The sequence below is a fragment of the Burkholderia orbicola genome, from assembly GCF_900100915.1.
GTDB classification, from domain to species: domain Bacteria; phylum Pseudomonadota; class Gammaproteobacteria; order Burkholderiales; family Burkholderiaceae; genus Burkholderia; species Burkholderia orbicola.
The window spans coordinates 1,054,615-1,081,412 of record NZ_FNKW01000003.1 but is presented as its reverse complement, the minus strand read 5'-3'; the positions used below and the strand labels follow the sequence as shown (position 1 = coordinate 1,081,412).

The 26,798-nt window shown below is 65.4% G+C and carries 24 protein-coding genes; 7 read left to right on the top strand and 17 right to left on the bottom strand.

Annotated features, from left to right (window positions below):
* The 5 genes from BLS50_RS34760 to BLS50_RS34740 all read right to left on the bottom strand — a co-directional run.
* Nucleotides 1-686, bottom strand: a 686-nt coding sequence (locus BLS50_RS34760; RefSeq protein WP_176934361.1) for a LacI family DNA-binding transcriptional regulator, incomplete at its 3' end; no start/stop codon positions are given.
* A gap of 65 nt (nucleotides 687-751) precedes the next feature.
* Entirely contained in the window at nucleotides 752-1,558 is an 807-nt protein-coding gene (locus BLS50_RS34755; protein ID WP_256334300.1) for an inositol monophosphatase family protein, read from the bottom strand.
* Between the two features lie 82 nt (nucleotides 1,559-1,640).
* Nucleotides 1,641-2,732 carry an ABC transporter ATP-binding protein gene (locus BLS50_RS34750; protein ID WP_074808600.1) on the bottom strand — a complete coding sequence of 364 codons (1,092 nt, stop codon included), beginning with the start codon at nucleotides 2,730-2,732 and terminating at the stop codon, nucleotides 1,641-1,643.
* Nucleotides 2,733-2,734: 2 nt separating this feature from the next.
* A complete protein-coding gene (locus tag BLS50_RS34745) occupies nucleotides 2,735-3,550 on the bottom strand; it encodes a carbohydrate ABC transporter permease (protein ID WP_212113526.1) in 816 nt (271 codons plus the stop codon).
* 79 nt (nucleotides 3,551-3,629) lie between these two features.
* On the bottom strand, nucleotides 3,630-4,559 hold the full coding sequence (locus tag BLS50_RS34740; RefSeq protein ID WP_050768789.1) for a carbohydrate ABC transporter permease: 930 nt from the start codon (nucleotides 4,557-4,559) through the stop codon (nucleotides 3,630-3,632).
* Nucleotides 4,560-4,848: 289 nt separating this feature from the next.
* Here BLS50_RS34740 and BLS50_RS34735 point away from each other — a divergent pair, with 289 nt between their 5' ends.
* On the top strand, nucleotides 4,849-5,808 hold the full coding sequence (locus tag BLS50_RS34735; RefSeq protein ID WP_226110029.1) for a helix-turn-helix domain-containing protein: 960 nt from the start codon (nucleotides 4,849-4,851) through the stop codon (nucleotides 5,806-5,808).
* 360 nt (nucleotides 5,809-6,168) lie between these two features.
* Here the strand turns inward: BLS50_RS34735 and BLS50_RS34730 are convergent, their stop codons facing one another.
* The 10 genes from BLS50_RS34730 to dapA all read right to left on the bottom strand — a co-directional run bounded on the left by BLS50_RS34730 (nucleotide 6,169) and on the right by dapA (nucleotide 18,043).
* Complete coding sequence (locus tag BLS50_RS34730; RefSeq protein ID WP_074808595.1) at nucleotides 6,169-7,332, bottom strand: MFS transporter; 1,164 nt, start codon at nucleotides 7,330-7,332, stop codon at nucleotides 6,169-6,171.
* 141 nt (nucleotides 7,333-7,473) lie between these two features.
* Nucleotides 7,474-8,895 (bottom strand): APC family permease, encoded by a 1,422-nt coding sequence (locus BLS50_RS34725; protein WP_074808592.1) that lies wholly within the window; start codon nucleotides 8,893-8,895, stop codon nucleotides 7,474-7,476.
* Nucleotides 8,896-9,286: 391 nt separating this feature from the next.
* The gene (locus BLS50_RS34720) at nucleotides 9,287-9,991 is read right to left on the bottom strand and encodes an SDR family NAD(P)-dependent oxidoreductase (RefSeq protein WP_074808588.1); all 705 of its coding nucleotides are present in this window, start codon (nucleotides 9,989-9,991) and stop codon (nucleotides 9,287-9,289) included.
* A gap of 11 nt (nucleotides 9,992-10,002) precedes the next feature.
* On the bottom strand, nucleotides 10,003-10,809 hold the full coding sequence (locus BLS50_RS34715; RefSeq protein ID WP_012337418.1) for a DeoR/GlpR family DNA-binding transcription regulator: 807 nt from the start codon (nucleotides 10,807-10,809) through the stop codon (nucleotides 10,003-10,005).
* A gap of 104 nt (nucleotides 10,810-10,913) precedes the next feature.
* Nucleotides 10,914-12,101: a sialidase family protein gene (locus BLS50_RS34710; RefSeq protein WP_074808585.1), complete on the bottom strand. Its 1,188-nt coding sequence runs from the start codon at nucleotides 12,099-12,101 to the stop codon at nucleotides 10,914-10,916.
* Between the two features lie 24 nt (nucleotides 12,102-12,125).
* The gene (locus BLS50_RS34705; RefSeq protein ID WP_074808582.1) at nucleotides 12,126-13,544 is read right to left on the bottom strand and encodes a sodium:solute symporter family protein; all 1,419 of its coding nucleotides are present in this window, start codon (nucleotides 13,542-13,544) and stop codon (nucleotides 12,126-12,128) included.
* A 111-nt stretch (nucleotides 13,545-13,655) separates the two neighbouring features.
* Complete coding sequence (gene pdxA / locus BLS50_RS34700) at nucleotides 13,656-14,681, bottom strand: 4-hydroxythreonine-4-phosphate dehydrogenase PdxA (RefSeq protein ID WP_011545728.1); 1,026 nt, start codon at nucleotides 14,679-14,681, stop codon at nucleotides 13,656-13,658.
* A gap of 11 nt (nucleotides 14,682-14,692) precedes the next feature.
* Nucleotides 14,693-15,970, bottom strand: a complete 1,278-nt coding sequence (locus tag BLS50_RS34695) for a four-carbon acid sugar kinase family protein (RefSeq protein ID WP_074808579.1) — start codon at nucleotides 15,968-15,970, stop codon at nucleotides 14,693-14,695.
* A complete protein-coding gene (locus BLS50_RS34690; RefSeq protein WP_074808576.1) occupies nucleotides 15,967-17,133 on the bottom strand; it encodes an iron-containing alcohol dehydrogenase in 1,167 nt (388 codons plus the stop codon). Before BLS50_RS34690 ends, BLS50_RS34695 begins: the two co-directional genes overlap by 4 nt.
* A 13-nt stretch (nucleotides 17,134-17,146) precedes the next feature.
* Nucleotides 17,147-18,043, bottom strand: coding sequence for a 4-hydroxy-tetrahydrodipicolinate synthase (dapA, locus tag BLS50_RS34685; RefSeq protein ID WP_074808573.1), 897 nt, complete (start codon nucleotides 18,041-18,043; stop codon nucleotides 17,147-17,149).
* 606 nt (nucleotides 18,044-18,649) lie between these two features.
* Between dapA and rbsK the strand changes: the two genes are divergently transcribed.
* The 3 genes from rbsK to BLS50_RS34665 are packed head-to-tail and all read left to right on the top strand — an operon-like array spanning nucleotide 18,650 to nucleotide 22,045.
* Nucleotides 18,650-19,576 carry a ribokinase gene (gene rbsK / locus BLS50_RS34675; RefSeq protein WP_074808570.1) on the top strand — a complete coding sequence of 309 codons (927 nt, stop codon included), beginning with the start codon at nucleotides 18,650-18,652 and terminating at the stop codon, nucleotides 19,574-19,576.
* 40 nt (nucleotides 19,577-19,616) lie between these two features.
* Complete coding sequence (gene fucP / locus BLS50_RS34670) at nucleotides 19,617-20,990, top strand: L-fucose:H+ symporter permease (RefSeq protein WP_074808567.1); 1,374 nt, start codon at nucleotides 19,617-19,619, stop codon at nucleotides 20,988-20,990.
* Nucleotides 20,991-20,992: 2 nt separating this feature from the next.
* Nucleotides 20,993-22,045 (top strand): aldose 1-epimerase family protein, encoded by a 1,053-nt coding sequence (locus BLS50_RS34665; protein WP_074808564.1) that lies wholly within the window; start codon nucleotides 20,993-20,995, stop codon nucleotides 22,043-22,045.
* Nucleotides 22,046-22,103: 58 nt separating this feature from the next.
* On the opposite strand, the gene deoR is transcribed toward BLS50_RS34665, so the two are convergent.
* On the bottom strand, nucleotides 22,104-22,874 hold the full coding sequence (deoR, locus tag BLS50_RS34660) for a DNA-binding transcriptional repressor DeoR (RefSeq protein WP_012337409.1): 771 nt from the start codon (nucleotides 22,872-22,874) through the stop codon (nucleotides 22,104-22,106).
* 146 nt (nucleotides 22,875-23,020) lie between these two features.
* Here deoR and deoC point away from each other — a divergent pair, with 146 nt between their 5' ends.
* The 3 genes from deoC (at nucleotide 23,021) to BLS50_RS34645 (ending at nucleotide 25,828) form a co-directional block, all read left to right on the top strand.
* Nucleotides 23,021-23,701, top strand: a complete 681-nt coding sequence (gene deoC, locus BLS50_RS34655; RefSeq protein WP_074808561.1) for a deoxyribose-phosphate aldolase — start codon at nucleotides 23,021-23,023, stop codon at nucleotides 23,699-23,701.
* Between the two features lie 238 nt (nucleotides 23,702-23,939).
* Nucleotides 23,940-24,851 carry a phytanoyl-CoA dioxygenase family protein gene (locus BLS50_RS34650; protein WP_074808558.1) on the top strand — a complete coding sequence of 304 codons (912 nt, stop codon included), beginning with the start codon at nucleotides 23,940-23,942 and terminating at the stop codon, nucleotides 24,849-24,851.
* A 110-nt stretch (nucleotides 24,852-24,961) separates the two neighbouring features.
* Nucleotides 24,962-25,828, top strand: a complete 867-nt coding sequence (locus BLS50_RS34645; protein ID WP_074808555.1) for a DUF2071 domain-containing protein — start codon at nucleotides 24,962-24,964, stop codon at nucleotides 25,826-25,828.
* Between the two features lie 8 nt (nucleotides 25,829-25,836).
* On the opposite strand, the gene BLS50_RS34640 is transcribed toward BLS50_RS34645, so the two are convergent.
* Nucleotides 25,837-26,778, bottom strand: coding sequence for an ATP-binding protein (locus BLS50_RS34640; RefSeq protein ID WP_074808762.1), 942 nt, complete (start codon nucleotides 26,776-26,778; stop codon nucleotides 25,837-25,839).
* Nucleotides 26,779-26,798: the final 20 nt, after the last annotated feature.

The window sequence follows — 26,798 nt, the reverse complement described above, 5'->3', positions numbered from 1 at the left end:
GCGCGCAGATAGCCGTCGATGCGGGCGCGCACGACGTTTTCCGTGGCTTCCTGGAAGCGCTGCCTGCTGACGATGCCCCTGACGCCGTCCGGGCGCAGCCGGTCGGCCACGATGCCGATCCGCCGGTGACCGAGCTCGACCAGATGCCGCATCTGGACGATGGCGGATTGCAGATCGTCGATCCCGACGAACGGCACCTTGTCGATGATTGGTGCGTCCACGATCACGACCGGGATGCCCTGCCGGCGCGCGACCTCGATGACCGGATAGTGGTCCGGCAGCGAGTACGCGATCAGGCCGTCGACGAACCCGCGTACCGCGAGGCTGCCGTTCGCGGCGTCGCCGGCATGATTCGCCAGATCCTTCTGTAGCGGGAAGAGCGCGAGTGCGACGTTCGCGAGTTCGCTGATTTCACCGATGCCACGCAGCAGGCAGGTGGTCGCCGGATCGGCGAATGCGTACGGCAACTCGTCCATGATCATCAAGCCGACGGCACCGACCCGCCCGGAGCGCAGGCTGCGCCCGCGGACGTTGGGCCCGGGATAGCCGAGCTTTTTCGCCACGGCGAAAATATGCTCGCGCTGCGCCTCGGAGATTTCCGACGGCTTGTTGTACGCATAGGAGACCGCGGGCTGAGAGACGCCGGCGGCCAATGCGACGTCCTTCATGGATACGGCACGCTTCATCGATGGGAAGGCATCCGCCTGTGGGCTGGCAATGCCGCATTTTACAGGGATACACGCCGGACCCTTCACGCATTCGAGCCGGCCAGCAAGGCCATCACGCTTGCATGAAGCGCGCCGCTCGACGCCGCGACGACGTCGCCGGCCGAGCGCTCGGTCAATCGTCGTCCGCGCCAGTCCGTCATCCGGCCGCCGGCCGCTTCGACGATCGGCACGATCGGCAGGAAATCGTGGGGGGCGAGTCCCGATTCGACGACGAGGTCGCACCGCCCGCTGGCCAGCGCCGCGTAATTGAAGCAATCGCCGCCGTATCGATGCACGGCGACACGCGCGACGAGCCTGGCGTACACCGCGTGCTGATCGGGTGTGAACTTGTCCGGCGTCGTCGTGCACATGCGCGCCGCCGACAGCAGCACCGCCGTGCCGGCAGCCGGCTCGACGTGCGTCGCGGCATCGGTGCTGCCCGCGATCATCCGTTGCCCGAGGGCGGGCATGTCGATCGCGCCGAGCCACGGCACGCCGTCGCACAGCACGCCGACGAGCGTGCCCCATAGTGGACTGCCCGTCACGAAGGCGCGCGTCCCGTCGAGCGGGTCGATGACCCATCTCCGGTTCGACACGCCGTGTGCGCAGCCGTCGACCACGCCGAACTCCTCGCCGACGATCGAATCAAGCGGGTGCCGCGCCTGAATGCGGCTGCGTAGCGCCAGCTCGATACGCTTGTCGAGTTCGGTGACGGGCGATGCGTCGCCCTTTCGCGTAATCGCGAGCGTGTCGTGCGCCACGGCGCCGCACAGCGTGCGAGCCAGGTCGCAGAGCTCGATCACCGTGTCCCGATAGTATTGTTCGTCGATACCCGACATCGGTCCCGCCATCGAAGGTTCGTCATTCCACTCCACGTTCATCGTCGTGATACGGGCCGGTCGGGCACGCCACGATCCCGACCGACCCGTCCTTTTATACGACGCGCTGTTCGGTCGCCGGGTCGAAGATGAGTGCCTTGTCGGCATTGACGACGAGCTGCATCACGTCCCCGACGCGTCCGACACCGGGCGCGAACCGGGCCATGATCGATTCGCCCGCGACCGACAGCAGCACGAAGTTGTCGGCGCCGGTCGGCTCCACGACGTCGACCGTCGCCTGGAAGCTCGCTGCCCCGACGCCCGGCGCGAGCCATTCCGGGCGAACGCCCAGTACGACGTCCCGGTCGAGGTAGCCGCGTTGCGCGTCGCTCAGCGCGCCCAGCGCGATCTCGACAGTGTGCCCGCTGCCATCGCCGCCGATGAAAACCGCTTGGGCGTCACGGCCACGCAGCACGCCCGTCAGGCAGTTCATCGCGGGCGACCCGATGAAACGCGCGACGAACAGGTTCGCCGGACGATCGTAAACGTCCTCCGGCGTGCCGATCTGTTGCACCTCGCCGCCCCGCATGACGACGATCTTCGTCGCCAGCGTCATCGCTTCGATCTGGTCATGCGTCACGTAGACCGTGGTCGTGCCGACACGCTGGTGCAGCTTCTTGATTTCCGCGCGCATTTCCGTGCGCAGTTTCGCGTCGAGATTCGACAACGGCTCGTCGAACAGGAAGATCTTCGGTTCCCGCACCATCGCGCGCCCCATGGCCACGCGCTGGCGCTGCCCGCCCGACAGCTGGCTGGGCTTGCGATCGAGCAACTGATCGAGCTGCAGGATCGCGGCGACCCGCTTGACCGCCTCCTCCTGCTCCGATCGCGATGCCCCCCGTACGCGCATCCCGAATGTCAGGTTGTTGCGCACCGTCATCGTCGGGTAAAGCGCATACGACTGAAACACCATCGCGATGTCGCGCTTCGCGGATTCGACGTCGTTGACGACCGAACCGTCGATGACGATCTCGCCGTCGTTGACCGGTTCGAGCCCCGCGATCGCGTTCAGCAAGGTCGACTTCCCGCAGCCGGACGGGCCGAGCAGCACGAGGAATTCACCGTCGTCGGCATCGATGTTGATTGCCTTGAGGCACGCAACGCTGCCGTAGTTCTTGCGGACGTCGCGAATATGCAGAGAAGCCATGATTACCCCTTGACCGCGCCGGCCATCAGGCCGCGCACGAAATACTTGCCCGCCAGGAAATAAATGACGAGGGTTGGAAGAGCGGCCAGCAACGCACCGGCCATATGGACGTTGTACGGACGTTCGCCCGCGCTCGCGCTCACCATGTTGTTCAGCGCAACCATGATGGGCGTGTTCTGACCGCTCGTGAACGACACGCCGAACAGGAAGTCATTCCAGATCGACGTGAACTGCCAGATCACGGTAACGACGATCATCGGTACCGACAGCGGCAGGATGATGTACGCGAACGTCGTCCAGAAACCCGCTCCATCGACCCGCGCCGCCTTCACGAGATCCTGCGGCACCGTCATGAAGTAGTTGCGAAAGAACATCGTCGTGAACGGCAAGCCGTAGACCGTATGCACGAGCACGAGGCCTGCAAGGCTGCCTGACAGGCCGAGTACGCCCAGCGTCTTCGCAAGCGGTATCAACACGGATTGATATGGCGTAAAGGTGCCGAACAGGATCACCCCATAGACGAACTTCGATCCTCTGAAATTGAATTTCGTCAACGCGTAGCCATTCAATGCGCCAAGCAGCGTGGACAACACGACGGCAGGCACGACGATCAGCACGGTCCGCACGTAGAACCCGTTCAGGCCCACGCAGTCGATGCCGACGCACGCGTTTTGCCACGCATCGATCCACGGCTGGACCGTGGGCGCGAGCGGAAAGGACAGAATCGACGTCGACCGGATCTCCGCCATGTCCTTGAACGAAGCGAAGACCATCACGACGAGCGGCATCACGAAGAAAGCCGCGCTGCCGACGAGCATCGCATAGAGCACCGCACGCGCGACCACACGCAGCGTCGTGCTCGACGGGCGGGACACGCGACGCACGTGCCGGGCCGTGTCAGAGACTGTCGTTGTGTTCACGCTTGAACTCCGAGTAGAGATACGGGACGGTAAGGGCAACCACGACGAGCAGGATCATGACGGAGCTGGCGGCGCCCTGCGCGAGCTGGCCGCGGCTGAACGTCAGGTTGTACATGAACGTCGTCGGCAGGTCGCTCGAGAAACCCGGGCCGCCGTTCGTCAGCGCCACGACAAGGTCGAACGACCGCACCGCCTGGTAGATCAGGATCACGACCACGCTGAATACGGACGCGCGCAGCATCGGGATGATGATGGTCAGGTAGATGCGCAGCGTGCCGGCGCCTTCCATGCGCGCCGCCTTGATGATTTCGCCGTCGATCCCGCGCAGGCCCGCCAGGAAGATCGCCATCACGAAGCCCGCGGTTTGCCAGACGGCGGCGACGACAAGCGTATAGACCGCCATCTGCGGGTCGATCAGCCAGTTGACATGGATGCCGGTGATGCCGAGATCCTGCAGCAGCTTTTCCAGCCCGAGGCCGGGATTCAGGATCCACTTCCACGCGGTGCCGGTCACGATCAACGACACGGCCATCGGATACAGATAGATCATCCGGAACGCCCCCTCGCCCCGCACTTTCTGGTCGAGAAAAATCGCGAGCAGCAGGCCGAGCACGAGCGAGATCAGCATGAACGCGATCGAGAACAAACCGAGGTTCGTTACCGCGACATTCCATCGATCCGAATCCCATAGCCTTGCATACTGCGCAAGACCGACGAAGTCGTAGTTCGGCGCGAACTTCGAGCTGGTAAACGAGATGACGATCGACCAGCCGATGAACACATAGACGGCAATCAAAAGTACGACGACACTCGGCGCCAGCGTAAGGGCCGCGGGGCTCGCGCGCAGCCAGCGTCGCCGCTGCCCGGGCGCTCCGGCATGGATGCCGCCTCCTGGGGAAAAAGACATCTCGAATCTCCGTGTGGTTTCTGCTTTCATGCGCTCCCCTCTCCTGATACGGTCACGCAATGCTTGCGGCATCACCGCGGCGCGTCATGCCCGGATGGTGCCGCTCGTTCCGTGCACGACCGTGTCGGGATCATGCGATCGGTGGCTGGAGTATTTGCCGCTAAAAACACGTGCTCAATTTCGCGGAGCGCTCAAAAGAGACGCACAGTGACGCACGAAACGCAGTACACTCGATCACGCGCGGAGGCAGTGCGGCGGCCCACGCTTCGGATACCGCACGATGCGCTCAATGCGTCGGTTTCCTTCGGTTTCCATACGGAAAATCCCGCACGGGAATCGACGCATCGCGGCCCGCGACCGACCGTTGCACGCCGGTTCGCCGTTCATCGCAGGTCCCTTCGATCATTTCTTCAGAAACGACATGGATCGTCAGCACGACCTTTCAAACCTCGCCAGCAATCTGTCGCTGCTCGTGGCGTCCTTCGACTCCATCGCGGATTTTTGCCGGAAGCTGAACATCAATCGTCAGCAGTTCAACAAATATCTGGCGGGCCACCACGTTCCGTCGCAGAAGGTGCTGCTGAAGATCGCCAAGTTTTTTCTGATGGAGCCGGCCGACCTGTTCCGGGCGCCGCCGGAATTCCGCAGTTTTTACGAAGGGCTCGAATACGAACTGCCGTTCGATTTGAAATCCGCACCGAGCTTTCTGCGATTTCTGCCGCTGATCAAGTCGTCGAGCGCCGCGCTGCAGGATTTTCTCGGGGTGTACTACCGGTACCACAACTCGTCGATCTACAAGGGGCGCATCCTGCGCTCCGTGACGTGCCTCTACGAGCGCGATTCGGTGGTGCAGTACGTTACCGTGGAGCGTTTCCCGTTACTGGATCAGGACGGCAAGGTCGGCTACTCGTTCAAGTACCACGGCTTCTGTTTCCTGATGGGCGACCGGATCTTCATGATCGATTTCGAAGGGCGGCAGAAGAACGAAATGACGTTCTCGGTCCTGACGCCTCAGCACCGTCGCCCGATCCGCTTCCTGTACGGCGTGGTCACCGGCGTGGCGTCGTCGTCGTTTCGCCAGCCCTTCTCGACGCGCATCGCGTTGAATTTCGCCGACCGCGGACACATGCAAAGGAAGCACCTGCGCAACGCGACGGTACTGCTGCCGACGGACAGGTCGCTGCCCGCGGAAATCCGCGACTACATGACCGGCGATCAATCGACCGTGCTGTGGGGTGGCGAGGGTTAGGGCCTGGCGGTGTCCGCCGGGGCACCGCCGCTTGAACACCGGCAATCGTGCCGGCGAGGCAGGCCGCCCGCCTAGGGCCTGTTCACGCTAATAACGGGCTTGCGAACGTGCCTTTGCGCCCGCAGGGCAAGGAGTGAGGAGGCGCAATAGCCGTAGCTATTGCAACGACGAACGACGCCGCCATGCGGGCGCAAAGGCACGTTCCCCTGTTTGGAAAATTGCATTCGTCGGGCTGGTCCCCAGAAGGGCCGATCGCCGCGTCATGCTCCTCGCGAATACGTCGAGTATTCGCTTCGTCGCAATCCTCGCGCTCGGCCCTTCTGGGGACCAGCGCAAGCCCGTTATTAGCGTGAACAGGCCCTAGCCGACGTCGCGGGATACGATGGTGTGCGCCGACAACGCTATCGGCAAAAGCATCGCGGCGATCGTCAGAAGCGAAACCGAAAGCCCCGCCAGTTCACCTATCGCGCCCAGAACGGCCGGCCCGGCAAGCATGCCGGCATAGCCCAGCGTCGCGACGACCGGCATTGCCAGCTCGACCCGCATCCGGCGTTGCCGCGAGACGTGCAAAAAGAACAGCGGGACGATGTTGGCCAGGCCGAAACCGACCGCTGCGAACAGCGCGATCAGGATCATCCAGTGTCGCGCGAAAACCAGCGCGACGAGGGCGGCCGCAGTTCCGACCGAACCGGCGACGAGAATCGATCGCGCACCCGACACACGGGCCAGGCGGTCGCCTGTCAAGCGCGCGATCGTCATCGCCAGCGCGAAGGCGGCGTAGCCGTAGCCCGCACTGGACTGCGGGAACGCCTTTTCGGTTACCAGGAACACACCGCTCCAGTCGAGTACGGCCCCTTCCGCCAGAAAAGCGACAAAGCAGAGCATGCCGATCCAGACGATATACAACGTGGGGCGTGCGAATCGGTGCGTTTGCGCGGTACCCGTTCGCGCGATGAAATGCCGGCCGACGACACACCAAAGGGCAACCATGACCGCAAAGACGCACGCGATCGCCCCGACCGGTGAGATCTGCAGGGACAACAACGTGCTGACGCCGGCAGAACCCGCAATGGTCCCGATACTGCACCATGCATGAAATCCCGACATGAGCGGCTCGTCGTGCATACGCTGCACCACGGCAGCCTGCAGGTTCATCGCCGACTCCGTGGCGCCGATACCGAAACCGAACAGGAAGAGGCACACGGACAGGATGTCGGCGCGGACGGTCGACGCAAGTCCAAACAGGCATGCGCACGTGATCGGGCCGGCCAGCAGGATGATCCGTCGACATCCCACGCGCGCAACCGCTGCGCTACCGACCGGCATCGCAACCAGGCTGCCGACGCCGAACCACAGCAGCGCAAGCCCGAAGTCGCCATCGCTCAGGCCAATTCGGGATTTCGCAAGAGGCGCGAGCGGCGCCCACGCGGACAGGATGAAACCGAACGAATAAAAGCCCGCCCGGGTCGAAAGGCGCGCCCAGACGCCACTGCGGGACTGACCATCGACTGCGAAAGTACTCATGAAATAGACGTGCCCTGTCACGCACCCACAACGAAACATGACCCGACGAGCCCTTCATCACGAAGGGCCGGCGTCGAGTCATCGCACATCAAGCCTGCAAGCGAAAATTTCTCGTGAGCGACGGAATCATCGATGTCGTTCTCAGATCTTCAGTGCTGCACTGCGTCCAAACACATGACGCATCACAAAGTAATAGACGAGCCCGATCACGAGCCAGATGATGCCCATCTTCAACGTTGCGGCCCTCATCGCGACCATGAGTGCAACGATGACGAGAAATCCGATCGCCGGCAGAACCACGTGATTCCATGTGTCCTTCGACTGCTTCCTGATCCTGAAGTAACCGATGACGGAAAGGTTGACCAGGATGAATGCAGAGAATGCGCCGAAGTTCTGGAACAAGGCCAGGTCGTCGAGCCGATCCTGAAAGACCAATGCAATGATCAGCGAGATGGATGCAACGAAAATATTCGCCACATACGGTTGCTTCGATCTGCGCGACAGACGGGAAAACACCTTGGGAAGCTGCCGGTCGCGCCCCATCGCGAAGATGATGCGGGCGATTGCCATCTGGCAGACGATCGTGCACGGCACGCCGAATGCCAGTGCAGTGCTGATGGACGTCATCGCGAACAGCCAGTGGCCGCCCGCGTAACCGGATATGTCGTAAAAGGCGCTATCCGGCGACAGTACCTTCGCGCCAGGCGCGAGGTCGGCGGCAATCCAGGTCTGCAGCACGAACAGGATCGCGATGATGACCAGCGATGCCATGCCGGCAAAGCTGGCCAGATGGCGCTTCTCGCTCCTGACTTCTTCTCCGAGCGTCGTGATCGCGTCGAAGCCGAGAAAGTTCGTCGAACCGATGAGGATGCCGGTGCCGAGCCCCGCCCATGTGAAAGTATGGACATTGAAGAGCGAACCGAACGTGAGCCGGCCGTGCCCCATGCCGCTGTAAAGCGCAAAGAGACCGACTCCGACGAACGCGGCCAGAATGACCAGCATGATCACGAGGAACGCCTGGTTCACTTTCGCGGTCACCGAGATACCGACCAGATTCAGGATCGTTCCGAGGCCGACGAATCCGATCACCCAGACGGAACGGAGAATCTCGGGCACCAGGCTGTTCATCGCAACCGCGCTGACGACCGCGAGCAATCCCGGCGCGATGATGTAGTCGAGAAACACCAGCCATCCGGCCAGAAAACCGGCCAGGTCGCCGATGCCGTTTTGAGCATAGGTATAGGCCGACCCGGCTGCCGGAAATTCCTTGCTGAGTATCTGGTAACTCCGGGCCGTAAACATCATCGCGACGACACTCACGATGTATACCAGCGGCACCATACCGCCGCTGACATTGGAAATGATTCCGTAAAGTGCGAACGGCGCAATTGGAAGCATGTAAACCATGCCGTACACGATCAAATCGAGCACACTCAATTCGCGGCTCAATTTCAAGGACGATTCGCTTATTCCGGCAGTTTGTTCAGACGGATTCGCACCGGCGAACCCTGCTGACGAAATAGCGGCCTGACTTCCAGATCCGCGCGAAATATGAGTATCCATTCCAGACATCCTTCCACTTCGTTGCTCGAGGCATGATCGGAATCCAGCCTCCGACAGTCGCCCTGAGCCGACCATGAGACTGAACATTGACTTATACGTATAAGTCAAATGCTCGACGCTTCAAATTGTGCTGTCAACGGGCTGTGGGAGAGCGTTTACCCGGAGTGGATGGTTATTTTCGGTTCGAGCGGTAAACTCCGGCCGATCGGCGACACCGTATGCGTCGCGACGCGCGAAAGTATGCGTCTCGTTGAGAAGGATTCGACGCGCACTTGCGTCAGGCTGCGTCACATTTCACAGCCTCGAATATTCTTCGCGATTTATCTTCATATTTGAATCGTCGACTCTATGCGCGATACGGCGACTCAAAGTCCGCACCTGGCACGCCGCGCTAAAGCGACGCCCCGCCGCACATGACGATCTGCTGCCCGGTGATCGCATCCGCATTCGCGCTCAGCAGAAAAGCGGTCAGCGCGGCGACTTCATCGGGCGTGATGAATCGCCCGATCGGCGGCAGCCTGGGCGGCGTGGCCGCACGCGCCGGATCCCGCAGGAACGGCGTGTCCGTCGCACCGGGCGCGACGACATTGACCGTGATGCCGTGCGGCGCGAGTTCCGCGGCCCACGATCGTGCGAGCCCGACCAGCGCGGATTTGGTCGCCGCATACTGGCTGCGCGTGGCCGCGCCGTTCGCGGTGCGGCTGCCGAGCAGCACGATGCGTCCGCCGGCAGGCATCCGCGGCACCAGCCGATCGGCGAGAAAGGTCGCGGATTCGACATGCAGGCGCCACATTGCCGCGCCGTCGTCGCGCGACAGTTGGCCGAGCGGCGCGGTGCGCATGAAGCCGGCCGCATGCACGAGCGCGTCGACCACGCCGAGCGCGTCGCATACGGGCGCGAGCGCCGCGAAGTCGGTCACGTCGACCGGCACGATCTTCAACGAATCGTGCGCCGTTTCGACGTACGACCGGCACAGTCCGGTGACGCGCCAGCCGTCGGCGAGCAGGCGCTCGACGATCGCGCGGCCGATTCCCGACGACGCACCGGTGACGACGGCATGACGTGAATCCAGACCCGGCTGCTCCCGTTGCGCCACGATGTCTCCCGTTACGTTTGAACTTGCAGCGGCCCGCCGGATGCGGCCGTTGCTTTCGTGCTGACCGCCTGAACGGTGACCCTCGCCTGCGCATGAAACGGTTCGAGCTGCTCGTGCAGCGCGCCGTCATCCGTCACGAGCGTCCAGTCGCGCTCGAGCGGCGTCCAGTGCTGTTGGCTCGCGCGCCCGAGCTTGTCCGCGGTCACCAACACGAACACCTCGGCTGCCTGCCGCATCACGCATTCCTTCAGATACGACTGCTCGCTGCTCGCCTCGCACAATCCCAGCTCGGCCACCACGCCATCGGCGCCGAGGAATGCCTTGTCGACGCTCAGCCGGCTCAGCGCGATTTGCGCGAGCGGCCCGAGCGTGCTCATGCTGGACGACCGCACGTCGCCGCCGATCACCGTCACGTGCACGCCCGACGACACGAGCGGGCTCACGACCAGCAGGTTGTTGGTGACCACGTGAACGTCCGTCCGGCCGGCGAGAAGACGCGCGAGCGCCGCCGTCGTGGTGCCGCCGTCGAGAAACACGGTGTCGCCGTCCTCGACGAACGAACTCGCCGCGTGCGCGATCGCTTCCTTCTGTTCCTGCGAGCTGACGCGCCGCTCCTCGAGCGACGGTTCGGGCTCGTGGCCGCCGACCGCGGCGGCACCGCCGTACGTGCGCAGAATGCGGCGGTCGCTCGCCAGCGCACGCAGGTCGCGACGCACCGTCGCCTCGGACATCCCGAAGTGCTCGCACAGCGTCGCGACGTCCGTCATGCCCCCGAGCACGGCCTGCAGCATCGCCTCCCGGCGCCTGGTCACTTTCATGTGCGTGAATTCCTGGTCTGATCGATTCGGCACGCCATGGCGCGCCTCTGGACCGACAAGTTTATCGAATTGCCGCAGTGACCGGCCAGTTGCCGCGGGGAGCGTCATCGGCCGCGAACCCATGTTTCGTCGACGCGCACGTACTTGATCTTCTGGCGGAACCAGGTGAACGCGATGTGCAACGCGCCGTCCCGCGACTGCACAATCGACGGATACGAGTATTCGCGGTTGCGCTGGTCGGCCGAGTTGTTCGTCATGCAGTACCCGTCGCCGATTTCGAGGTTGCGGCGGCGCGGCCACGTCCGGCCGCCGTCCTCCGAGATGGCGAGCGACATCGGCGCGCGCGGCGCGCCCCAGAACGCGGTGCCGCGCACGGACGCCTGCTGGTCGCGCAGCTCGCCGCTGTCCTCCGAGTCGTCGATGTCGTCGTACAGCGAAGCACGGCGCTCCTTGCCGTGCGACGCGTCGCTTTCGTTGAACACGAGCGCGAGATGACCGTTCTGCAGCACCGTGAACTGGATCGACGAGTTGTTGTTCGGCAAGTCGGTGCGCTCGGGCGCGCTCCAGGTACGGCCGTCCGTCGAGCGGCTCGCGTGGACGAAGTCCGCCCAGCGGCTGCGGTAGAGGGCCAGCAGCGACCCATCGTGCAGCACGTGAACGTTCATGTGCACGCACCCGACGCTGTCCGGCACTTCGTGCAGCGTCCACGTCCGCCCCTGGTCGTCGGACACCATGACCGCGCTGACGTCGTCGTTGCCGACCCAGCGCTCGCCGGGCTCCGTGCGGCACAGGAAGATCGGGCAGATCCACGTGCCGTCGTCGAGCGCGACGATCGGTTGGCGCACGAACGTCCCCGGCCGGTCGAACAGCGTGTCGACGGGCCCCCACGTGAGGCCGCCGTCGGTCGACACGCGGCGGCGCACGATCGCGGTGTTCTGATGCCCGGACAACTGCGCGGTGTAGATCAGCCACAGGCGGCCGTCAGGCGCGGTGAACAGCACCGGGTTCTGTTCGGAGCGCGTCGGGTCGTCCGACAGCTTGCGCGGCGCAGACCATTCGTCGCTCCCGGCCGCAAGACGCGACAGGTAGATCGACACGTCGGGAATGCCCTCCTGCGTGCCGCCGAACCACACGCACAGCAGGTCGCCGTTGTCGAGGCAGTGCAGGTTGGCCGCGTGGTTCTGCACGCAGGCGGCGGGCAGAAACGCCTCTTGCCGTTCCGCGTCGGCATAGGCCGTGCGAACGCAATGATCGGACGCGGCGCTCGCCGCTTCAACGAGGTTCGTGCTCATGAAATCTCTCTGGGGTGGGCGACGTCAGTGCGATTCGCGATGCGTGAGCGGCTTGTCGCGAAGGTTCGCGCCATCGCCATGAAACAGCAGCTTGCCGATCACCAGCACGATGGCCGGCGTCACGAGTGCGACGTACATGTTGTCGATGCCGAACGGGTTGCCGAGCAGGTACCAGAACGTCGTGGCGAGCGTCGCGACGACGAGGGCCGACACGGCACCGCGCTTGCCGCTGAAGAACGGCAGATAGATGCCGATCAGCGCGACGACCGACACGGACAGCCGCAGCGCGCGGCTGAAGAACGACAGCGCGAGGATCTGCGGGACGAACAGCACGAAGATCAGCGGCAGGAAGCCGACGATCAGCGAGATCCAGCGCGTCATTCTCAGTTCGACGTCGGGCGTCGGATTGAAACGCGGCACATAGAAGTCCTTCACGATCAGCGACGCGATCGCCAGTGCGACGGTGCATACGCTGACGAAGATCGATGCCACGAGCGACGTCGTGACGATGCCGGCCAGGATCGGATTCATGTGCTGCAGGAACACCGGCAGCGCGTACAGGCTCTTGACGCCGGGATACAGGTACTTGGCCGCCACGCCGATGAAGCCGAGCGCGAGCGCGATCGGCACGCACAGGAACGCGGCGATCAGCGACGATGCACGCGCCCCCTCGGGGCTGCGCGTGGCCGAGATCGCCTGGATGATGAACTGCGTCGAGAAGACCGCGCCGGCCGTGCCGATGATCCATGCGCCGATCGTGCCGCCCGACAGCGCACCGGACCACGTGAAGTAGTGCGCGGGCAGGCTCCGTGCCATCGGCGCGATACCGCCCGACAGCTTCCACGCGACGCCGACCAGAATGGCGATGCCGAGCAGCTTCACGGCGCTGTGCACGACCGTCAGGTATGCGACGCTCTTGAGGCCGCCCCACACGAAATAGATCGTGCTGACGATCGCGGTGATGACGGCGGCCGTCGGCAGGTTGATGCGCATGACCGTCGAGATCGCCGCCGCGCCGCTCACGTAGTTGCCGACGTTCACGACGAACAGCGCATAGATCATGATCGCGGAAACGGCGAGCTTCGCACCGTGCCCGTATCGCTGCGCGATGAATCCGGAGATCGTGAATTCACCGGATGCGTACAGGCGCCTGGCCATGAACAGGCCGAAGAGCAGGAAACCAATGGCGGCCGCGAGCACCGACCACGACGCGGCGATGCCGGCCGAGAACGCCTCCTGCGACGTGCCGACGGTCGATTTCGCGCCGATGAATTCCGACATCAGCAGGATCGCGACCACCAGCGCCGGCATCGAACGCCCGGCCACCATGAACTGTTCGGAATTGCGGCTGCGCAGCCGGATGCTGACCACGCTCGTCACCACGATGTAGGCAACCACCATCCCGATGATGGTGGCGGTATCCCAATAACTGAAGGTGGCCATCGCTTGTCTCCACGTTACCTTCGGTTGATGTGCGTTCGATGCGTCGAGCGATCCGGCCTGTGCCTGCCGGTATCGCTCGCCGGTGCTGCGTGTCGTGGCGTACGGGGCCGCTTACGCGGCGCTGGCCACGGGCGACGATTCGTTGCGCCGCGTCGCGAGATCCACGGCCTGGCGGAACGCTTCGAGCAGGCTGCGTTCGTCGGCGATGCCCTTGCCCGCGATGTCGAACGCGGTGCCATGGTCGACGGACGTGCGGATCACGGGCAGGCCGACCGTCACGTTGACGCCAGCTTCGAGGCCCATCACCTTCACCGGCCCGTGTCCCTGGTCGTGATACATCGCGACGACCACGTCGAAATCGCCGCGGCCCGCGCGGAAAAACAGCGTATCGGCCGGCAGCGGGCCTTCCACGTCCCAGCCGCGCGCCTGCAGGACTTCGACGGCCGGCACGATCTTCTCTTCCTCTTCGCCGTAGCCGAACAGCCCGTTCTCGCCGGCATGCGGGTTGATCCCGCAGACGCCGATGCGCGGATTCGCGATGCCGGCGCGCACGAGCGTGTCGTGCCCGCGTTCGATCGTGCGTTGCACGAGGCCCGGCTCGATCTTGCGGATCGCGTCGAGCAGGCCGATGTGCGTCGTCACGTGGATCACCCGGAGATTGGGTGCGACCAGCATCATCGACACCTCGTCGATGCCGGTCAGATGCGCGAGCATTTCCGTGTGGCCGGGGAAGATGTGGCCGCCGGCATGCAGCGCTTCCTTGTTCAGCGGCGCGGTGCAAATCGCGTCGAGCTCGCCTTTCGACGTCAGTTCGACGGTGCGCGCGATGTATTGGTACGCAGCGTCTCCCGCGATCGCCGACAGCTTTCCATAAGGCAGGTCGGCCGGAATCAGCGCGAGGTCGATGCAATCGACGACGCCCACGCGGAACGCGCCTTCGGACGGACGGCCGATCGCGCTCACCTCGAGATCGACACCGGCTCTGCGGCCTGCATCGCGCAGGCGCGCGGCGTCGCCGACGACCACGGGGCGGCACTCCTCGTACACGGACGCATGCGCGAGGCTCTTCATGATGATTTCCGGTCCGACGCCGGCCGCGTCGCCCATGGTGATGCCGATGATGGGACGGTTGTCCATGGCAATTCCCTTCACTGATTGGGTTGGGCCGTGTCGGCCGGCTCGCCTGTGTTCGCAAGCCGGCGCCAGGCGTGATAAATCGATTCGGGCTGGCCGAAACCGCCGGCCTTGGTCACGACGGGCAGTGCGTTGCCGTGCAGCCGGCATTCGAGCAGCGGCATGCCGTCCTCGATTTCGTCGACGACACGCAGCGCGCTCGCGCCGGCCGCGGTGAGCAGCGCGCGTGCCGTTTCGCCGCCGGTCGCGATGATTGCGCCGGCGTGGCGCACGGCTGGCGCGAGCAGCGCGGCGAGGCGCGTGGAGAACAGCTGCCCGTCGTCGACGTCGCCGCGCCGTGCCTGGCTCAACGAGACGACGACATGCCGGCCGCCACGCAGCGCGTCGCTTACCACGGTCGTGACGTCGCTGCGCGGGTCGTCCAGCGCGCAGACGCTGACTTCGAGCGCAACGAGATGGGTGCCCGCGTTCGCCTTGAGGCAGTCCAGCTGCGCATGCGAAATGCTCGACATGCTGCCTACGACCGTCAGCACGGGGCCTTTCGAATGCGGGCCGCCGGCCGTCGGGCCGCTCGCGCCATGCGGCGGCCCCAGCGCTTCGATGACGCCGGGGGCCAGGCCGGCCGAGCCGACCCAGAACACGCCGTCGAGCGCCGCGGATGCACGCGCGATGCGTTGCAGGTCGTCGTCGGATTCCGCGTCGCACACGACGGCTTGCACGCGGTCGGATTGCAGCTCGCGCAGATGCGCGGTGAGCGCGTTTGCGTTGCCGCGCACCGTGCCGATTGCCGTGTAGGCGACACGCAGGTCTTCGGCGGACAGCAATGCAACGAGATCTGCCGTGCCCGGGATGTGTTCGTTGCGCCAGTATTCGCTCGCTTCCACGGGCACGCCGCGCACCCATTGGCGGCCGTCGATGGTCGTGCGCCCCGAGGCCGGGTAGGCCGGGCATACGATCGCCATGCCGGCACGCGACACCAGCGCGGCGACTTCCGCCGCGAAGTTGCCGCGCAGCGTCGAGTCCACCTTCTTGTAGAGGCGCGTGCCGGCACTCGACAACGACGCGACCGCATCGGCGGTGCGTCGCGCGGCCACGTCCTTCGGCAAGCGGCGCGAATCCACGTCGATCGACAGGATGTCGACCCCTTGCGGCGGCGGCGGCGCATGCGCGGCATCGAGCACGACCATGGCCGTCAGGCCGTGACGCAACCCGGCAACCGCGCAGTCGGCCGCGCCCGACAGGTCGTCGGCGACGATCAGCAGCCGTGCTGCGTGCGGGGCGAGCGCGTTCACGGCAGCAGGCGCCGGTAGATGGACTTCATGTCGTCGAGCGTCAGCGCCTTCGGGTTGTTGCCGAGCAGGCGCTTGACCTTCGATGCGGCAACCGCGAGCGCGTCGAGATGTGCTTCGGACACGCCGAACTTGCGCAGATCCTGGGGAATGTCGACGGCGGCCGTCCACTCCTCCATCTTGTCGATCAGCTTGCGGGCCGCGTCGGCGTCCGTGTCGGCTTTCGACGCGAGATCGAGTGCGCGCGCCACGTTCGCCAGCCGGTCTTCGATCGCATCGAGGTTGAACGCCATCACGTGCGGCAGCAGCATCGCGTTCGCGACGCCGTGCGTGACGTTGAACATTCCGCCGAGCGGGTACGCGAGCGCATGTACCGCAGCGGTACCGGCGGCGGTGAGCGCGAGACCGCCATACATCGATCCGAGCATCATCGCCTCGCGCGCCTTCAGTGACTGGCCGTTTTCATACGCGTCGACGATGTTCGCGCCGATCAGGCGCATCGACTCCATCGCGTACATGTCGCTGATCGGGTTCGCCTTCGTCGAAATGTACGATTCGAGTGCGTGCACGAACGCATCCATGCCGGTCGCAGCGGTGATCGGCTTCGGCAGGCCGAGCGTCAGTTCGGGGTCCAGAATGACGATTTGCGGCAGCAGGTGACGGCTGACGATACCGACCTTCAACGATTCGTCCGGCAGCGTCACGATCGCGTTCGGCGTGACCTCGGAGCCGGTGCCGGCCGTCGTCGGCACCAGGATCGTCGGCACGCCGGGGTGCTTGATCAGGTCGATGCCGAGCCAGTTCCGCAGCGGCTCGTCGTTGGTGAGCCGGACGGCGAACAGTTTCGCCGCGTCGAGCACGCTGCCGCCGCCGATTGAAAGGATCGCCTGCGGCGCAAACGGCGCGATCTGCTCGTTGAACACCGTCTCGACGTTGCCGATGGTCGGCTCCGGCTCAACGCCGCGAATGATGCGCACGTCGACGTCCTTCGCGTCGAGCGATTCGATCACGCGATCGACGATGCCGAGCGCTTCCATCGACGGTTGCGTGATCAGCGCGATGCGCTTGACCGGCGTATCGAGCAGCGCGAGCTTGTCGGGAAGCGTGGCAAGGCTGCCTGCACCGTGAACGATGTGCCTGACTGTCTGGAAATGGTAAGTCGTCATGCTGAGACCTGTTTCAGTGGCCGCGCGCGGCGTCGCGGTAGACGGAAAGCGCTTGCGCGAGGCGCTCGCGGGCCTGGGCATCGAGCGGCTGCGCGGGCGAGCGCGCGGGGCCGGCCGGCATCCCGAGCATCTGCGCGGCGGTTTTCAGCACGACGGGCATCGTGCCGAGTGCGAATGCGTCGCGCAGCGCGCGCAGCGATTCCTGCGCGGCGCGTGCGCCGGCGATATCGCCGGCGTGGAACTTGTTCCAGATCGACATCACGACATGCGGGACGGCGTTGGTCGTCGCGGCGACCGCGCCGTCGCCACCGGCGATCAGCGTCCAGAGGATCATCGAGTCGGTGCCGGTGAAGACCGCGAAATCGTCGCGCCGCAGGTCGATCAGTTGCAGCAACCGGTCGAAATCGCCGCCGCTATCCTTGATGCCGCGGATGTTCGGAATCTCCGCAAGACGGCGCACCGTATCGACGGTCAGCGTGACGCCCGCTTTCGCGGGAATCGTGTAAAGCATGACCGGCAGCGGCGTCGCGTCGGCGATCTGCTTGTAGTGCGCGTAGAGTTCCGGCTGCGTGGCGCCGTTGAAATACGGCGTGATCACGGACACGGCATCGACGCCGGCATCGGCCATCTTCCGGTTCAGGTCGATCACGTCGCGCGTCGCATACGCACCGGTTCCCGCGATGACCGGCACGCGCGAACGTGCCTGACTGACCGCGATCCGCGCGATGCGCAGCTTCTCTTCTTCATTCAGCGCGATGAATTCACCGTTGGTGCCGAGCACGAACAGCCCGTGCACGCCGGCCTCGATGAGCCGCTCGACCAGCGCGCGCAGGCCGTCTTCATCGACGTTCTCGTTCGCCGTCATCGGCGTAATCAGCGCGGGAACGATTCCCTTGAACGCAATTGACATGCAGGCTCCATCGCGGAAGGGACGGCGAACGGGATCGCCGTCTGCAGGGTTGTCTCGTGTCGATAGCGGCGCGGATGGCGCGTTTGCGGTCGCGACCACGCCGCCACGTACGCCAGCCAGGGCAGCTCGTATGAGGAAACGCGGTGTCCGGGGTGCTCTCCGCACACATGATCACTTCAATCAAAATAACTGCTCGATGTGTGCATTCTAGTCTGATTCATGACGACAGCAGTCAATGAAAACCCTTATATGATCGAATCGATCATTTTTTTTGTTCGCGGAGCAATCGGGAATGCGCGGAAGGCTCAGTTTGCCGACGTGTGCCGCCGTCGCGGAAATCGAGTGGGCGCAATAGCGGAACAATCCGAAATTCGCATGAAGCAATAGCCAAACCGGATCGACGGTGAAGGCGCCGGCCGCAGGCAATTCACGGAGAGGCGCGAAACCCGGCTTAGCCGCTTCCCCATCCTCGGACCACCCCCACAAAGTGACCCTCCTAACATCACAGGATTGCATTTTCACATTCAATGTGATTTTATTATCACCTGTCGCGACCCGCCGCCGACCGCGTGCGCGTGGCGCCCCCATACCAAGGAAGAGACGCAGATGGAGACAATCGCCGTCATCGGCAGCAACATGGTCGACCTCGTGACCTATGTCGCGCGCATGCCCGCCCGCGGCGAAACGCTGGAGGCGCCGAACTTCGAGCTCGGCTGCGGCGGCAAGGGCGCGAACCAGGCCGTCGCGGCGGCGCGCCTCGGCGCGCGCGTCGTGATGGTCACGAAGGTCGGCGACGACGTGTTCGCCGACAACACGATCCGCAACTTCGAACGCGAAGGGATCGACACCACGCACGTGCGCAAGGTCGCCGGCGTGCCGAGCGGCGTCGCGCCGATCTTCGTCGAGCCCGATTCGAGCAACAGCATCCTGATCGTCAAGGGCGCGAACCGCCACCTGCAGCCGGCCGACATCGACGCAGCCGCGCCGATGCTCGCCGAATGCGCGCTGATCGTGCTGCAGCTCGAGATCGAGCTCGATACCGTCTATCACGCGATCGAATTCGGCGCGCGGCACGGCATTCCGGTGCTGCTGAATCCCGCGCCGGCGGTCGCCGACCTCGATTTCGAACGTATCCGTTCCGTCGAATTCTTCGTGCCGAACGAAACCGAGCTCGCGATCGTGTCGGGCCTGCCGGTCGATTCGCGCGAGAGCGCCGCCCGCGCCGCCGAAGCGCTGGTCGCACGCGGGCTCAAGCATGTGCTCGTCACGCTCGGCAGCAATGGTTCGCTGCTGGTGTCGCACGACGGCGTGCATCACGTGCCGGGCGTCCCGGTCGACGCGCGCGACACGACGGGCGCCGGCGACGCGTATATCGGCTGCTTCGCGCGCTGCTATGCCGCGTCGCGCGACGCGGTCGATGCGATGCGCTACGCGTCCGCGTACGCCGCGCATTCGGTCACGGGCCTCGGCACGCAGAAATCGTATGCCGACGCCGCGACGTTCGAACGCTTCCTCCGCGACGCCGGCTTCTGACCGGCGCCTTCATCGACGAGACATTGGGAAGGAGACACCCATGAGCCGAACCCGGATCGAACACGCCCCCGACGGCTATTACCTTAATCGCACGCCCCTCTTCGCGTTCACGCTGCTGTGCTGCCTGTTCGCGCTGTGGGGCACCGCCGCGAACCTGAACGACGTGCTGATCGCGCAGTTCAAGAAGTCGTTCTTCCTGTCCGATTTCGAATCGGCATTCGTGCAGTCCGCGTTCTATCTCGGCTACTTCTTCCTCGCGATTCCGGCCGCGACCGTCGTGAAGAAGTTCAGCTACAAGACGACGATCCTCGTCGGCCTGCTGCTCTACACGACCGGCTGCCTGCTGTTCTTCCCGGCCGCGTCGATGGCGAAGTACGGGATGTTCCTCGTCGCGCTGTTCGTGATCGCCGCGGGCCTGTCGTTCCTCGAAACGGCGTCGAACTCGTATTCGACGCTGATGGGCCCGCGCGACACCAGCACGCGGCGGCTGAACATCTCGCAGACGTTCTATCCGTTCGGCGCGATGGCCGGCGTCTACATGGGCAGTTTCCTGATCTTCAAGGAAGGCGACGCGTCGCATGCGCAGCTCGCGGCGATGTCGGCCGCCGACGCGCACACGCACCAGCTCGCGATGATCCAGGCCACGCTCGAGCCGTACAAGTGGCTGATCGTCGTGCTCATCGCCGTGTTCATCGTGTTCGCGCTTACGCCCTATCCGGCGTGCAAGGGCAATGCGGCGAGTACGGTCACGCACCGGATCGACGCACGCGGCACGCTCGCGCGCCTGTTCGGCAACCGGCGCTTCGTCGCGGGCGTGGTCGCGCAATTCCTGTATGTCGGCGCGCAGGTCGGCGTGTGGAGCTTCACGATCCGGCTCGCGATGCAGATCGGCGGCCTCACCGAACGCGGCGCGTCGCGCTACCTGCTCGCGACCTTCTTCGCGTTCTTCGTCGGCAAGCTGATCGCGACGCTCGTGATGAAGCGCGTCGGCCCGGCCAAGGTGCTGATCGTCTACGGCATCCTGTGCATCGCACTGCTCGCGTACACGATCAGCGTGCACAACATCACCGCCGTGTATGCGGCCGTGTGCGTGAGCATCTTCCTCGGCCCGTGCTGGCCGACGATCTACGGGCTGACGATCGACGGCCTCGGCAAGGACACCGAATACGGCGGCTCGATCCTCGTGATGAGCATCGTCGGCGGCGCGGTCGTGCCGCTGATCCAGGGGCTGATCTCCGATCACACCGGCGGCAACATGCAGCTCGCGTTCGTCGTGCCGCTGCTGTGCTTCGTCGTGATCGTGTACTACGGCTTCTACTGCCTGCGTCACCTGCCGGCGGCGACGCCCGACGCGGCGGCCGACGGCCATGCGTCCACGCGCTACGCCGCGACGCGCAACACGTCGGGAGCCTGACCATGCGCGGCGAGATCGAACTGCGGCGCGACGACTTCCGCGAAGCGCCGCGCACGCTGTACCGCACCGACGGCCTCACCGTCACCGCGTTCGCCTATCCGTCCGGCGTCGAGGCGCTGAAGCTCGAGAACCGCCGCGGCCATCTCGTCGTGCTGCCGTATCTCGGCCAGATGATCTGGACCGCCGAATTCGACGGCCGCGACCTGACGATGAAGCACATGTTCCGGCAGCCGAAGCGCGCGGCGTCGATCATCGATACGTACGGCTGCTTCATGTTCCACAGCGGGCTGCTGCGCAACGGCTGCCCGGGGCCGGACGACACGCACGCGCTGCACGGCGAGATGCCGTGCGCGCCGATGGACCGCGCAAGCCTCGTCGTCGGCACGGATGCGCGCGGCGCGACGGTCGAAGTGACCGGCGAATACGAATACGTGCAGGGCTTCGGCAGCCACTACGTCGCGCGTCCGTCGGTGCGGCTGGCGGAGCACGATGCGCGGATGACGATCGCAATGGAGGTGACGAACCTCGGCGGCGCACCGATGGACCTGATGTACATGGCCCACCTGAACTACGCGTACGTGCCGGGCGGCCGCTTCGTGCAGTCGCTGCCGCCCGGCGGCATGCGGCTGCGCGACAGCGTGCCCGCACACGTGAAGCCGACCGCCGCGTGGCGCGGCTACACGGCCACGCTCGCGCGCGAACCGGCGCGGCTCGCGACGCTCGATGCGCCCGCGCTGTACGACCCGGAGATCGTGTTCTTCATGAACGACGTGGAAACGGATGCCGACGGCGTCGCGCATTTCCGGCTCGTGCATCCGGACGGCGGCGCATTCCACACCGCGTACCGCCCCACGCAATTTCCGCATGCGACGCGCTGGGTCCTGCACAACGCGGATCAGCAGGTCGCCGCGTTCGCGCTGCCGTCGACCTGCGAGCCGGAGGGTTACGAAGCCGAACGTCGCAAGGGCCACGTCGCGGCACTGGCGCCGCGCGCATCCCGCCGCTTCGAAGTGGTCACCGGCTACCTGAGCGCGGCGGAAGCCCGCGATGCGTGATGTGATGAAAAGCGCGACGAAAAGTGCGACGCAGCGCGCGCCGCACGCCCGCGCCGCATCAGGTCACGAGCGCAATCCCGTGCTCGCGGATCGCCGTTTCGTAGCGGCGGCTCAGTTGCCCGTCGGAGATCACGTAGTTGAAATCGGTCAGTTCGGCGAAATAGGCCGCGCGCACTTCGTCGAATTTCGTATGGTCGACCAGCAGAAAGCGGTTCTGCGCGCGCGCCATCACCTTCTTCTTCGCATCGACTTCGTGGAAATTGAAGCACGTGACGCCGCAGCGTTCGCTCACGCCGGCCGCCGAGATGAACGCCTTCGACACGCGCACGGAATCGAGGATGCCCGTTTCGGCGACCGATTCGAACACCATGTTCTGGCGGTGATACGCGCCGCCGCACAGGATCACGTTGCAATGCGGCTTTTGCTGCAGCTTCGCGAACACGTTCAGCGAATTGCAGACCGCCGTGAATTCGAGGTCGTCCGGAATGAAATCGACGATGAACGGCGTGGTCGACCCGCAGTCGACGAAGATCGTGTCGCCGGTCGTCACGAACTGCGCGGCCAGCTTGCCGATGCGGCGCTTTTCCTCGGTCTGCCGGTTGTTCTCGGCGCTGATCAGGTATTCGCCGATATCGCTGCGCTGCGCGGCGAAATGGCGCGTCACGTAGCCGCCGATCAGGCTGAGGCCGTGCGGATTGTCCGCGAGATCGCGGCGGATCGTCATTTCGGACACGCCGAACAGCTCGGCGACTTCCCTCAGATGAATCGCGTTCTGCCCTTGCAGCACGTTCATCAATGTCTTGATCCGTTCGCCCTTCTTTGTTTCCATGCCTGTATCCTGCGTGCCCGCCGCGTGAGTCGCCCGTCGTGCCGGGCGCGTAGGCCCGGCCGGAATGTCGTATTTGTAACAAACCGATGTGAAAACATCAACTTTCCGTGTGCCCTTTCCGCACACGATCCGTGGAGTCCTGACACATGCCGCTTTCCAACGCCCAACTCGCCCAAACCATCGATCACACGCTGCTCGCGCCCGACGCGAGCGACGCGCAGATCCGCGAACTCTGCCGCCAGGCGGCCGAGCATCGCTTTTACTCGGTCTGCGTGAATTCGGCGAACGTGCCGCTCGCCGCGCGCGAACTGGCCGAAACCGGCGTGCTCGTCTGCGCCGTGGTCGGCTTTCCGCTCGGCGCGGGGCTGTCCGCCGCGAAGGCATTCGAAGCCACCGCCGCGATCGCGGCGGGCGCGGGCGAGATCGACATGGTGATCAATATCGGCGCGCTGAAAAGCGGCCGCGCCGACGACGTGAAGGCCGACATCGACGCCGTGCATCGCGCTTGCGGCACGGTGCCGCTCAAGGTGATCCTCGAAACGGGGTTGCTGACCGACGACGAGAAGGTGCGCGTGTGCGAGATGTGCCGCGATCTCGGCGTCGCGTTCGTGAAGACGTCGACCGGCTTCGGCCATGGCGGCGCGACGCTCGCCGATGTCGCGCTGATGCGCCGGACGGTCGGGCCGACGCTCGGCGTGAAGGCGTCGGGCGGCGTGCGCGACCGCGCGACCGCGCTCGCGATGCTCGAAGCCGGCGCGACGCGGCTCGGCACGAGCTCGGGGGTGGCGATCGTCACCGATCAGGGCGGCGGCGCGGCGGGGTACTGACGCGCGAACGGCCGGCCTTCACGCATGCCTCGCGCGTCAAGACCGGCCGTCGACATGGCTCGCACGCGCCGCACCGTGCGGCGTCGCTCGGCGAATGGGAAAAAATCGTCCGGGTTGCCGCGCTCGGCAGCCAACGTAAGGTATCGAACAGAAGCGCCGCGCGCGAAAATACGAAAATCGAAAAACCAGCGGCCATCCGCATCGCTTCGCGATCCGTGAACTCATCGTCAAGGCTCCAATGCAAGCCAATCTTCGATCCCGGTTCCATCACGACGGCTTTGCGGTTATCGACCGGCTGATCGACGCATCGGAGATCGAAGACTTGCGCAAAATCGGCCATCGTCTGCTCGGCGGCCGCACGGGCTACGCCGAGGGCCTGATGTTCGATTTCTATCCCGAGACGAACGGGCGCGATGCCGGGCCTCAACTGCTCCAGCTCCACTGGGCCTCCTATTTCGAGCGTCGGCTATCGGCACTCCGTATCCGTCGCGCCGCGTTCGAGATCGCCCAGGCGCTGCTCGGCCCGGAGGTTCGTTTTGCCGGCGACAGCTTTTTCCTGAAGCAGCCGCGTACGGGCACCGTGACGCCCTGGCACCAGGACGACGCGTTTACCGACGCGCGTATCGAGCATCGCGAAGTCAACTTCTGGATTCCGCTGCAAGCCGTCTCGGTCGACAACGGATGCATGCAGTTCATCCCCGGATCTCATCTGTACGACGTCCTTCCGCATGGTCCGCTCGGGGGTGACGTGACCGCACATGGGCTCGAGTGTGTGGGCGGATTCGATCCGACGCGCGCCGTGGCATGTCCGTTGATGCCGGGAGACTGCACCGTGCATGCGGGGCGCACGCTGCATGCCGCGGGGGCAAACCTGTCGGATCAGCCGCGGTACGCGTATGCGCTCAATTTCCGGTTGCCACGACGGCGCTCCAGCGTGGCGACGAACTTCCCCTGGCACAACACCTGGCGGCCCTCGCGCATCGAGCGCGCCCGGGCGTCCCGTAGCCTGCGTGGGTACTGGCCGTATCTTCGACGCGAACTATACACGTTCGATTTCCGCAATCCGTTCGAGTGGCGACTCGCAGGCGGCAGGATCGCGCGTTGGCTGAACGTGCCGCGGCGGCAGCTGCGCGAACCCGGGCCGGAATGAATCGTGGCGGGATTCCGCCGCACGAGCGACACCATGCGGCGGCGCCCGGCAAATGCACGCGGTTCGGCCAAAGACCTCGCCTCTTCCGCGCACGCCGCAACCCCGGCACAATGCCGGCCATGCGCTACGACAACGCCTTCGTCTACCCGTCCACCGGCCTCGCCGGCCGGCTCGCCAACCGGATCGTCGCGAGCGGCCCGCTGCTGCGCGCACGCCGCGCGCTGCTGTCGCGGCTGCCGTTCCTGCAGCTCGCGAGCGACGTCGAACAGGTCGTGTATTGCACGTGGATCGTCGATGTCGCGGCCGTCGCGCACCTCGTGCCGCGTGGCGTCACGCTCGCGAGCCGCGGCGGCCGCACGCCGTTCACGACGCTCACCTACCGGCACCGGCACTTCGGCCCGCGTCTCGCCGGCCCGCTGCGGCGCGTGTTTCCGTCGCCGCTGCAGAGCAACTGGCGCCTCTACGTCGACACGCTGCCGCACGGCGCACCGGCCGAGCGCACCGTGCTGTTCGTGAAGAACGTGTTCGACCATCCGCTTTATGCACTCGGCAGCCGGCTGTTCAGCGACGCGCTGCCGTCGCATCTCGCGCGGCCCTTCACGCATGCGGCACGCGATGGCCGCTACGACACGCGGCTGGCGGGCAGCGGCGGCAGCGCGCCCGACTTCCGCTGCACGGCCGAGGCGTCGCACGACCGGACGCTGCCGGACGCCTTCGCGCCGTTCTTCGACGACTGGCGCGCGGCCGTCGCCGCGCTGTCGCTGCAGCACGCGGCCGTCGCCCATGTGGAAGACTGCGATCGTCTTGCCCATGCGTCGATCGACCTGCCGATCGACGTCGACGCGGTGCGGCCGCTGAAGACGGTCGGGCCCACCGGCGGCGGCGACTTCCTCGCCCGCATCGGCGCGACCGGAGAACCGCTGTGCTTCGTCGTGCCGGACGTCGCATTCCGCGTGCTGTCCGAGCGGCTGCTGTAGCGCGCGGCTCAGACAGCCGGGCGCACAGGCGCGCCCTCGCCGCTTTCGTCCGCGAGCCGTCCCGCGTAATCGCGCGCGAATTGCACCGCGATACGGCCCGAGCGCGCGCCGCGTTCGAGCGCCCACTGCAGCGCGGGCTCGCGCGCCGCACAAATCTGCGCGTCATCGAAACCGGCCGCGCCGAGGCGGCTCTCGACGACGGCAAGGTACTCGTCCTGCGTGAAGCCGTAGAACGTCACCCAGATCCCGAAGCGCTCGGACAGCGAAATCCGCTCCTCGACCGCATCGCCCGGATGCAGCTCGCCGTTCTCCGCGCGCGTCACGTTCGCGTTGTCGCTCGCCTGCTCGGGCATCAGGTGGCGCCGATTCGACGTCGCGTACACCAGCACGTTCGACAGGTCGCTCGCGACCGAGCCGTCGAGCACCGTCTTGAGCCCCTTGTAGCCGGTCTCGCCGGCCTCGAACGACAGGTCGTCGCAAAACACCAGGTAGCGCTCGGGCCGCGCGCGCACCAGCTCGACGATCGCCGGCAGATCGTTCAGCCCTTCCTTGCTGACCTCGATCAGCCGCAAGCCGTGCGCTGCGAACGCATGCAGGCACGCCTTCACGATCGACGACTTGCCGGTGCCGCGCGCGCCGGTCAGCAACACGTGATTGGCCGCGAACCCGTGCACGAACTGCCGCGTGTTCCGCTCGACGATCGCCGCCTGGCGGCCGACGTTGCGCAGCGCGTCGAACGCGACGAGCGCGGGCGCGGCGATCGGTTCGAGCGGCGCCGTTTGATGGCCCGCGCCGAAACCGCGCCAGCGAAACGCGATGGCCGCATCGAAATCGACGGCCGCCGGCGCGCGGGTGCCCGCGAGCGCCTCGAGCGCGGTCGCGATCCGTTCGAGCTGACGCGCGAGCGCCGGCGCGGCGACCGGCGCCCGTCCGTCCGGCAGCGCGGCCATCAGGTCCTGCATGTCGGGAT

Excerpts from the sequence above, each read along its gene's own strand:
- BLS50_RS34755 (WP_256334300.1), bottom strand. The coding sequence starts at position 1,558 with ATGGCGGGACCGATGTCGGGTATCGACGAACAATACTATCGGGACACG.
- BLS50_RS34750 (WP_074808600.1), bottom strand. The coding sequence starts at position 2,732 with ATGGCTTCTCTGCATATTCGCGACGTCCGCAAGAACTACGGCAGCGTT.
- BLS50_RS34745 (WP_212113526.1), bottom strand. The coding sequence starts at position 3,550 with ATGCTCGTCGGCAGCGCGGCTTTCTTCGTGATGCCGCTCGTCGTGATG.
- BLS50_RS34740 (WP_050768789.1), bottom strand. The coding sequence starts at position 4,559 with ATGTCTTTTTCCCCAGGAGGCGGCATCCATGCCGGAGCGCCCGGGCAG.
- BLS50_RS34735 (WP_226110029.1), top strand. The coding sequence starts at position 4,849 with ATGCGTCGGTTTCCTTCGGTTTCCATACGGAAAATCCCGCACGGGAAT.
- BLS50_RS34730 (WP_074808595.1), bottom strand. The coding sequence starts at position 7,332 with ATGAGTACTTTCGCAGTCGATGGTCAGTCCCGCAGTGGCGTCTGGGCG.
- BLS50_RS34725 (WP_074808592.1), bottom strand. The coding sequence starts at position 8,895 with ATGGATACTCATATTTCGCGCGGATCTGGAAGTCAGGCCGCTATTTCG.
- BLS50_RS34715 (WP_012337418.1), bottom strand. The coding sequence starts at position 10,809 with ATGAAAGTGACCAGGCGCCGGGAGGCGATGCTGCAGGCCGTGCTCGGG.
- BLS50_RS34710 (WP_074808585.1), bottom strand. The coding sequence starts at position 12,101 with ATGAGCACGAACCTCGTTGAAGCGGCGAGCGCCGCGTCCGATCATTGC.
- BLS50_RS34705 (WP_074808582.1), bottom strand. The coding sequence starts at position 13,544 with ATGGCCACCTTCAGTTATTGGGATACCGCCACCATCATCGGGATGGTG.
- pdxA (WP_011545728.1), bottom strand. The coding sequence starts at position 14,681 with ATGGACAACCGTCCCATCATCGGCATCACCATGGGCGACGCGGCCGGC.
- BLS50_RS34690 (WP_074808576.1), bottom strand. The coding sequence starts at position 17,133 with ATGACGACTTACCATTTCCAGACAGTCAGGCACATCGTTCACGGTGCA.
- dapA (WP_074808573.1), bottom strand. The coding sequence starts at position 18,043 with ATGTCAATTGCGTTCAAGGGAATCGTTCCCGCGCTGATTACGCCGATG.
- rbsK (WP_074808570.1), top strand. The coding sequence starts at position 18,650 with ATGGAGACAATCGCCGTCATCGGCAGCAACATGGTCGACCTCGTGACC.
- fucP (WP_074808567.1), top strand. The coding sequence starts at position 19,617 with ATGAGCCGAACCCGGATCGAACACGCCCCCGACGGCTATTACCTTAAT.
- BLS50_RS34665 (WP_074808564.1), top strand. The coding sequence starts at position 20,993 with ATGCGCGGCGAGATCGAACTGCGGCGCGACGACTTCCGCGAAGCGCCG.
- deoR (WP_012337409.1), bottom strand. The coding sequence starts at position 22,874 with ATGGAAACAAAGAAGGGCGAACGGATCAAGACATTGATGAACGTGCTG.
- deoC (WP_074808561.1), top strand. The coding sequence starts at position 23,021 with ATGCCGCTTTCCAACGCCCAACTCGCCCAAACCATCGATCACACGCTG.
- BLS50_RS34650 (WP_074808558.1), top strand. The coding sequence starts at position 23,940 with ATGCAAGCCAATCTTCGATCCCGGTTCCATCACGACGGCTTTGCGGTT.
- BLS50_RS34645 (WP_074808555.1), top strand. The coding sequence starts at position 24,962 with ATGCCGGCCATGCGCTACGACAACGCCTTCGTCTACCCGTCCACCGGC.
- BLS50_RS34640 (WP_074808762.1), bottom strand. The coding sequence starts at position 26,778 with ATGGCCGCGCTGCCGGACGGACGGGCGCCGGTCGCCGCGCCGGCGCTC.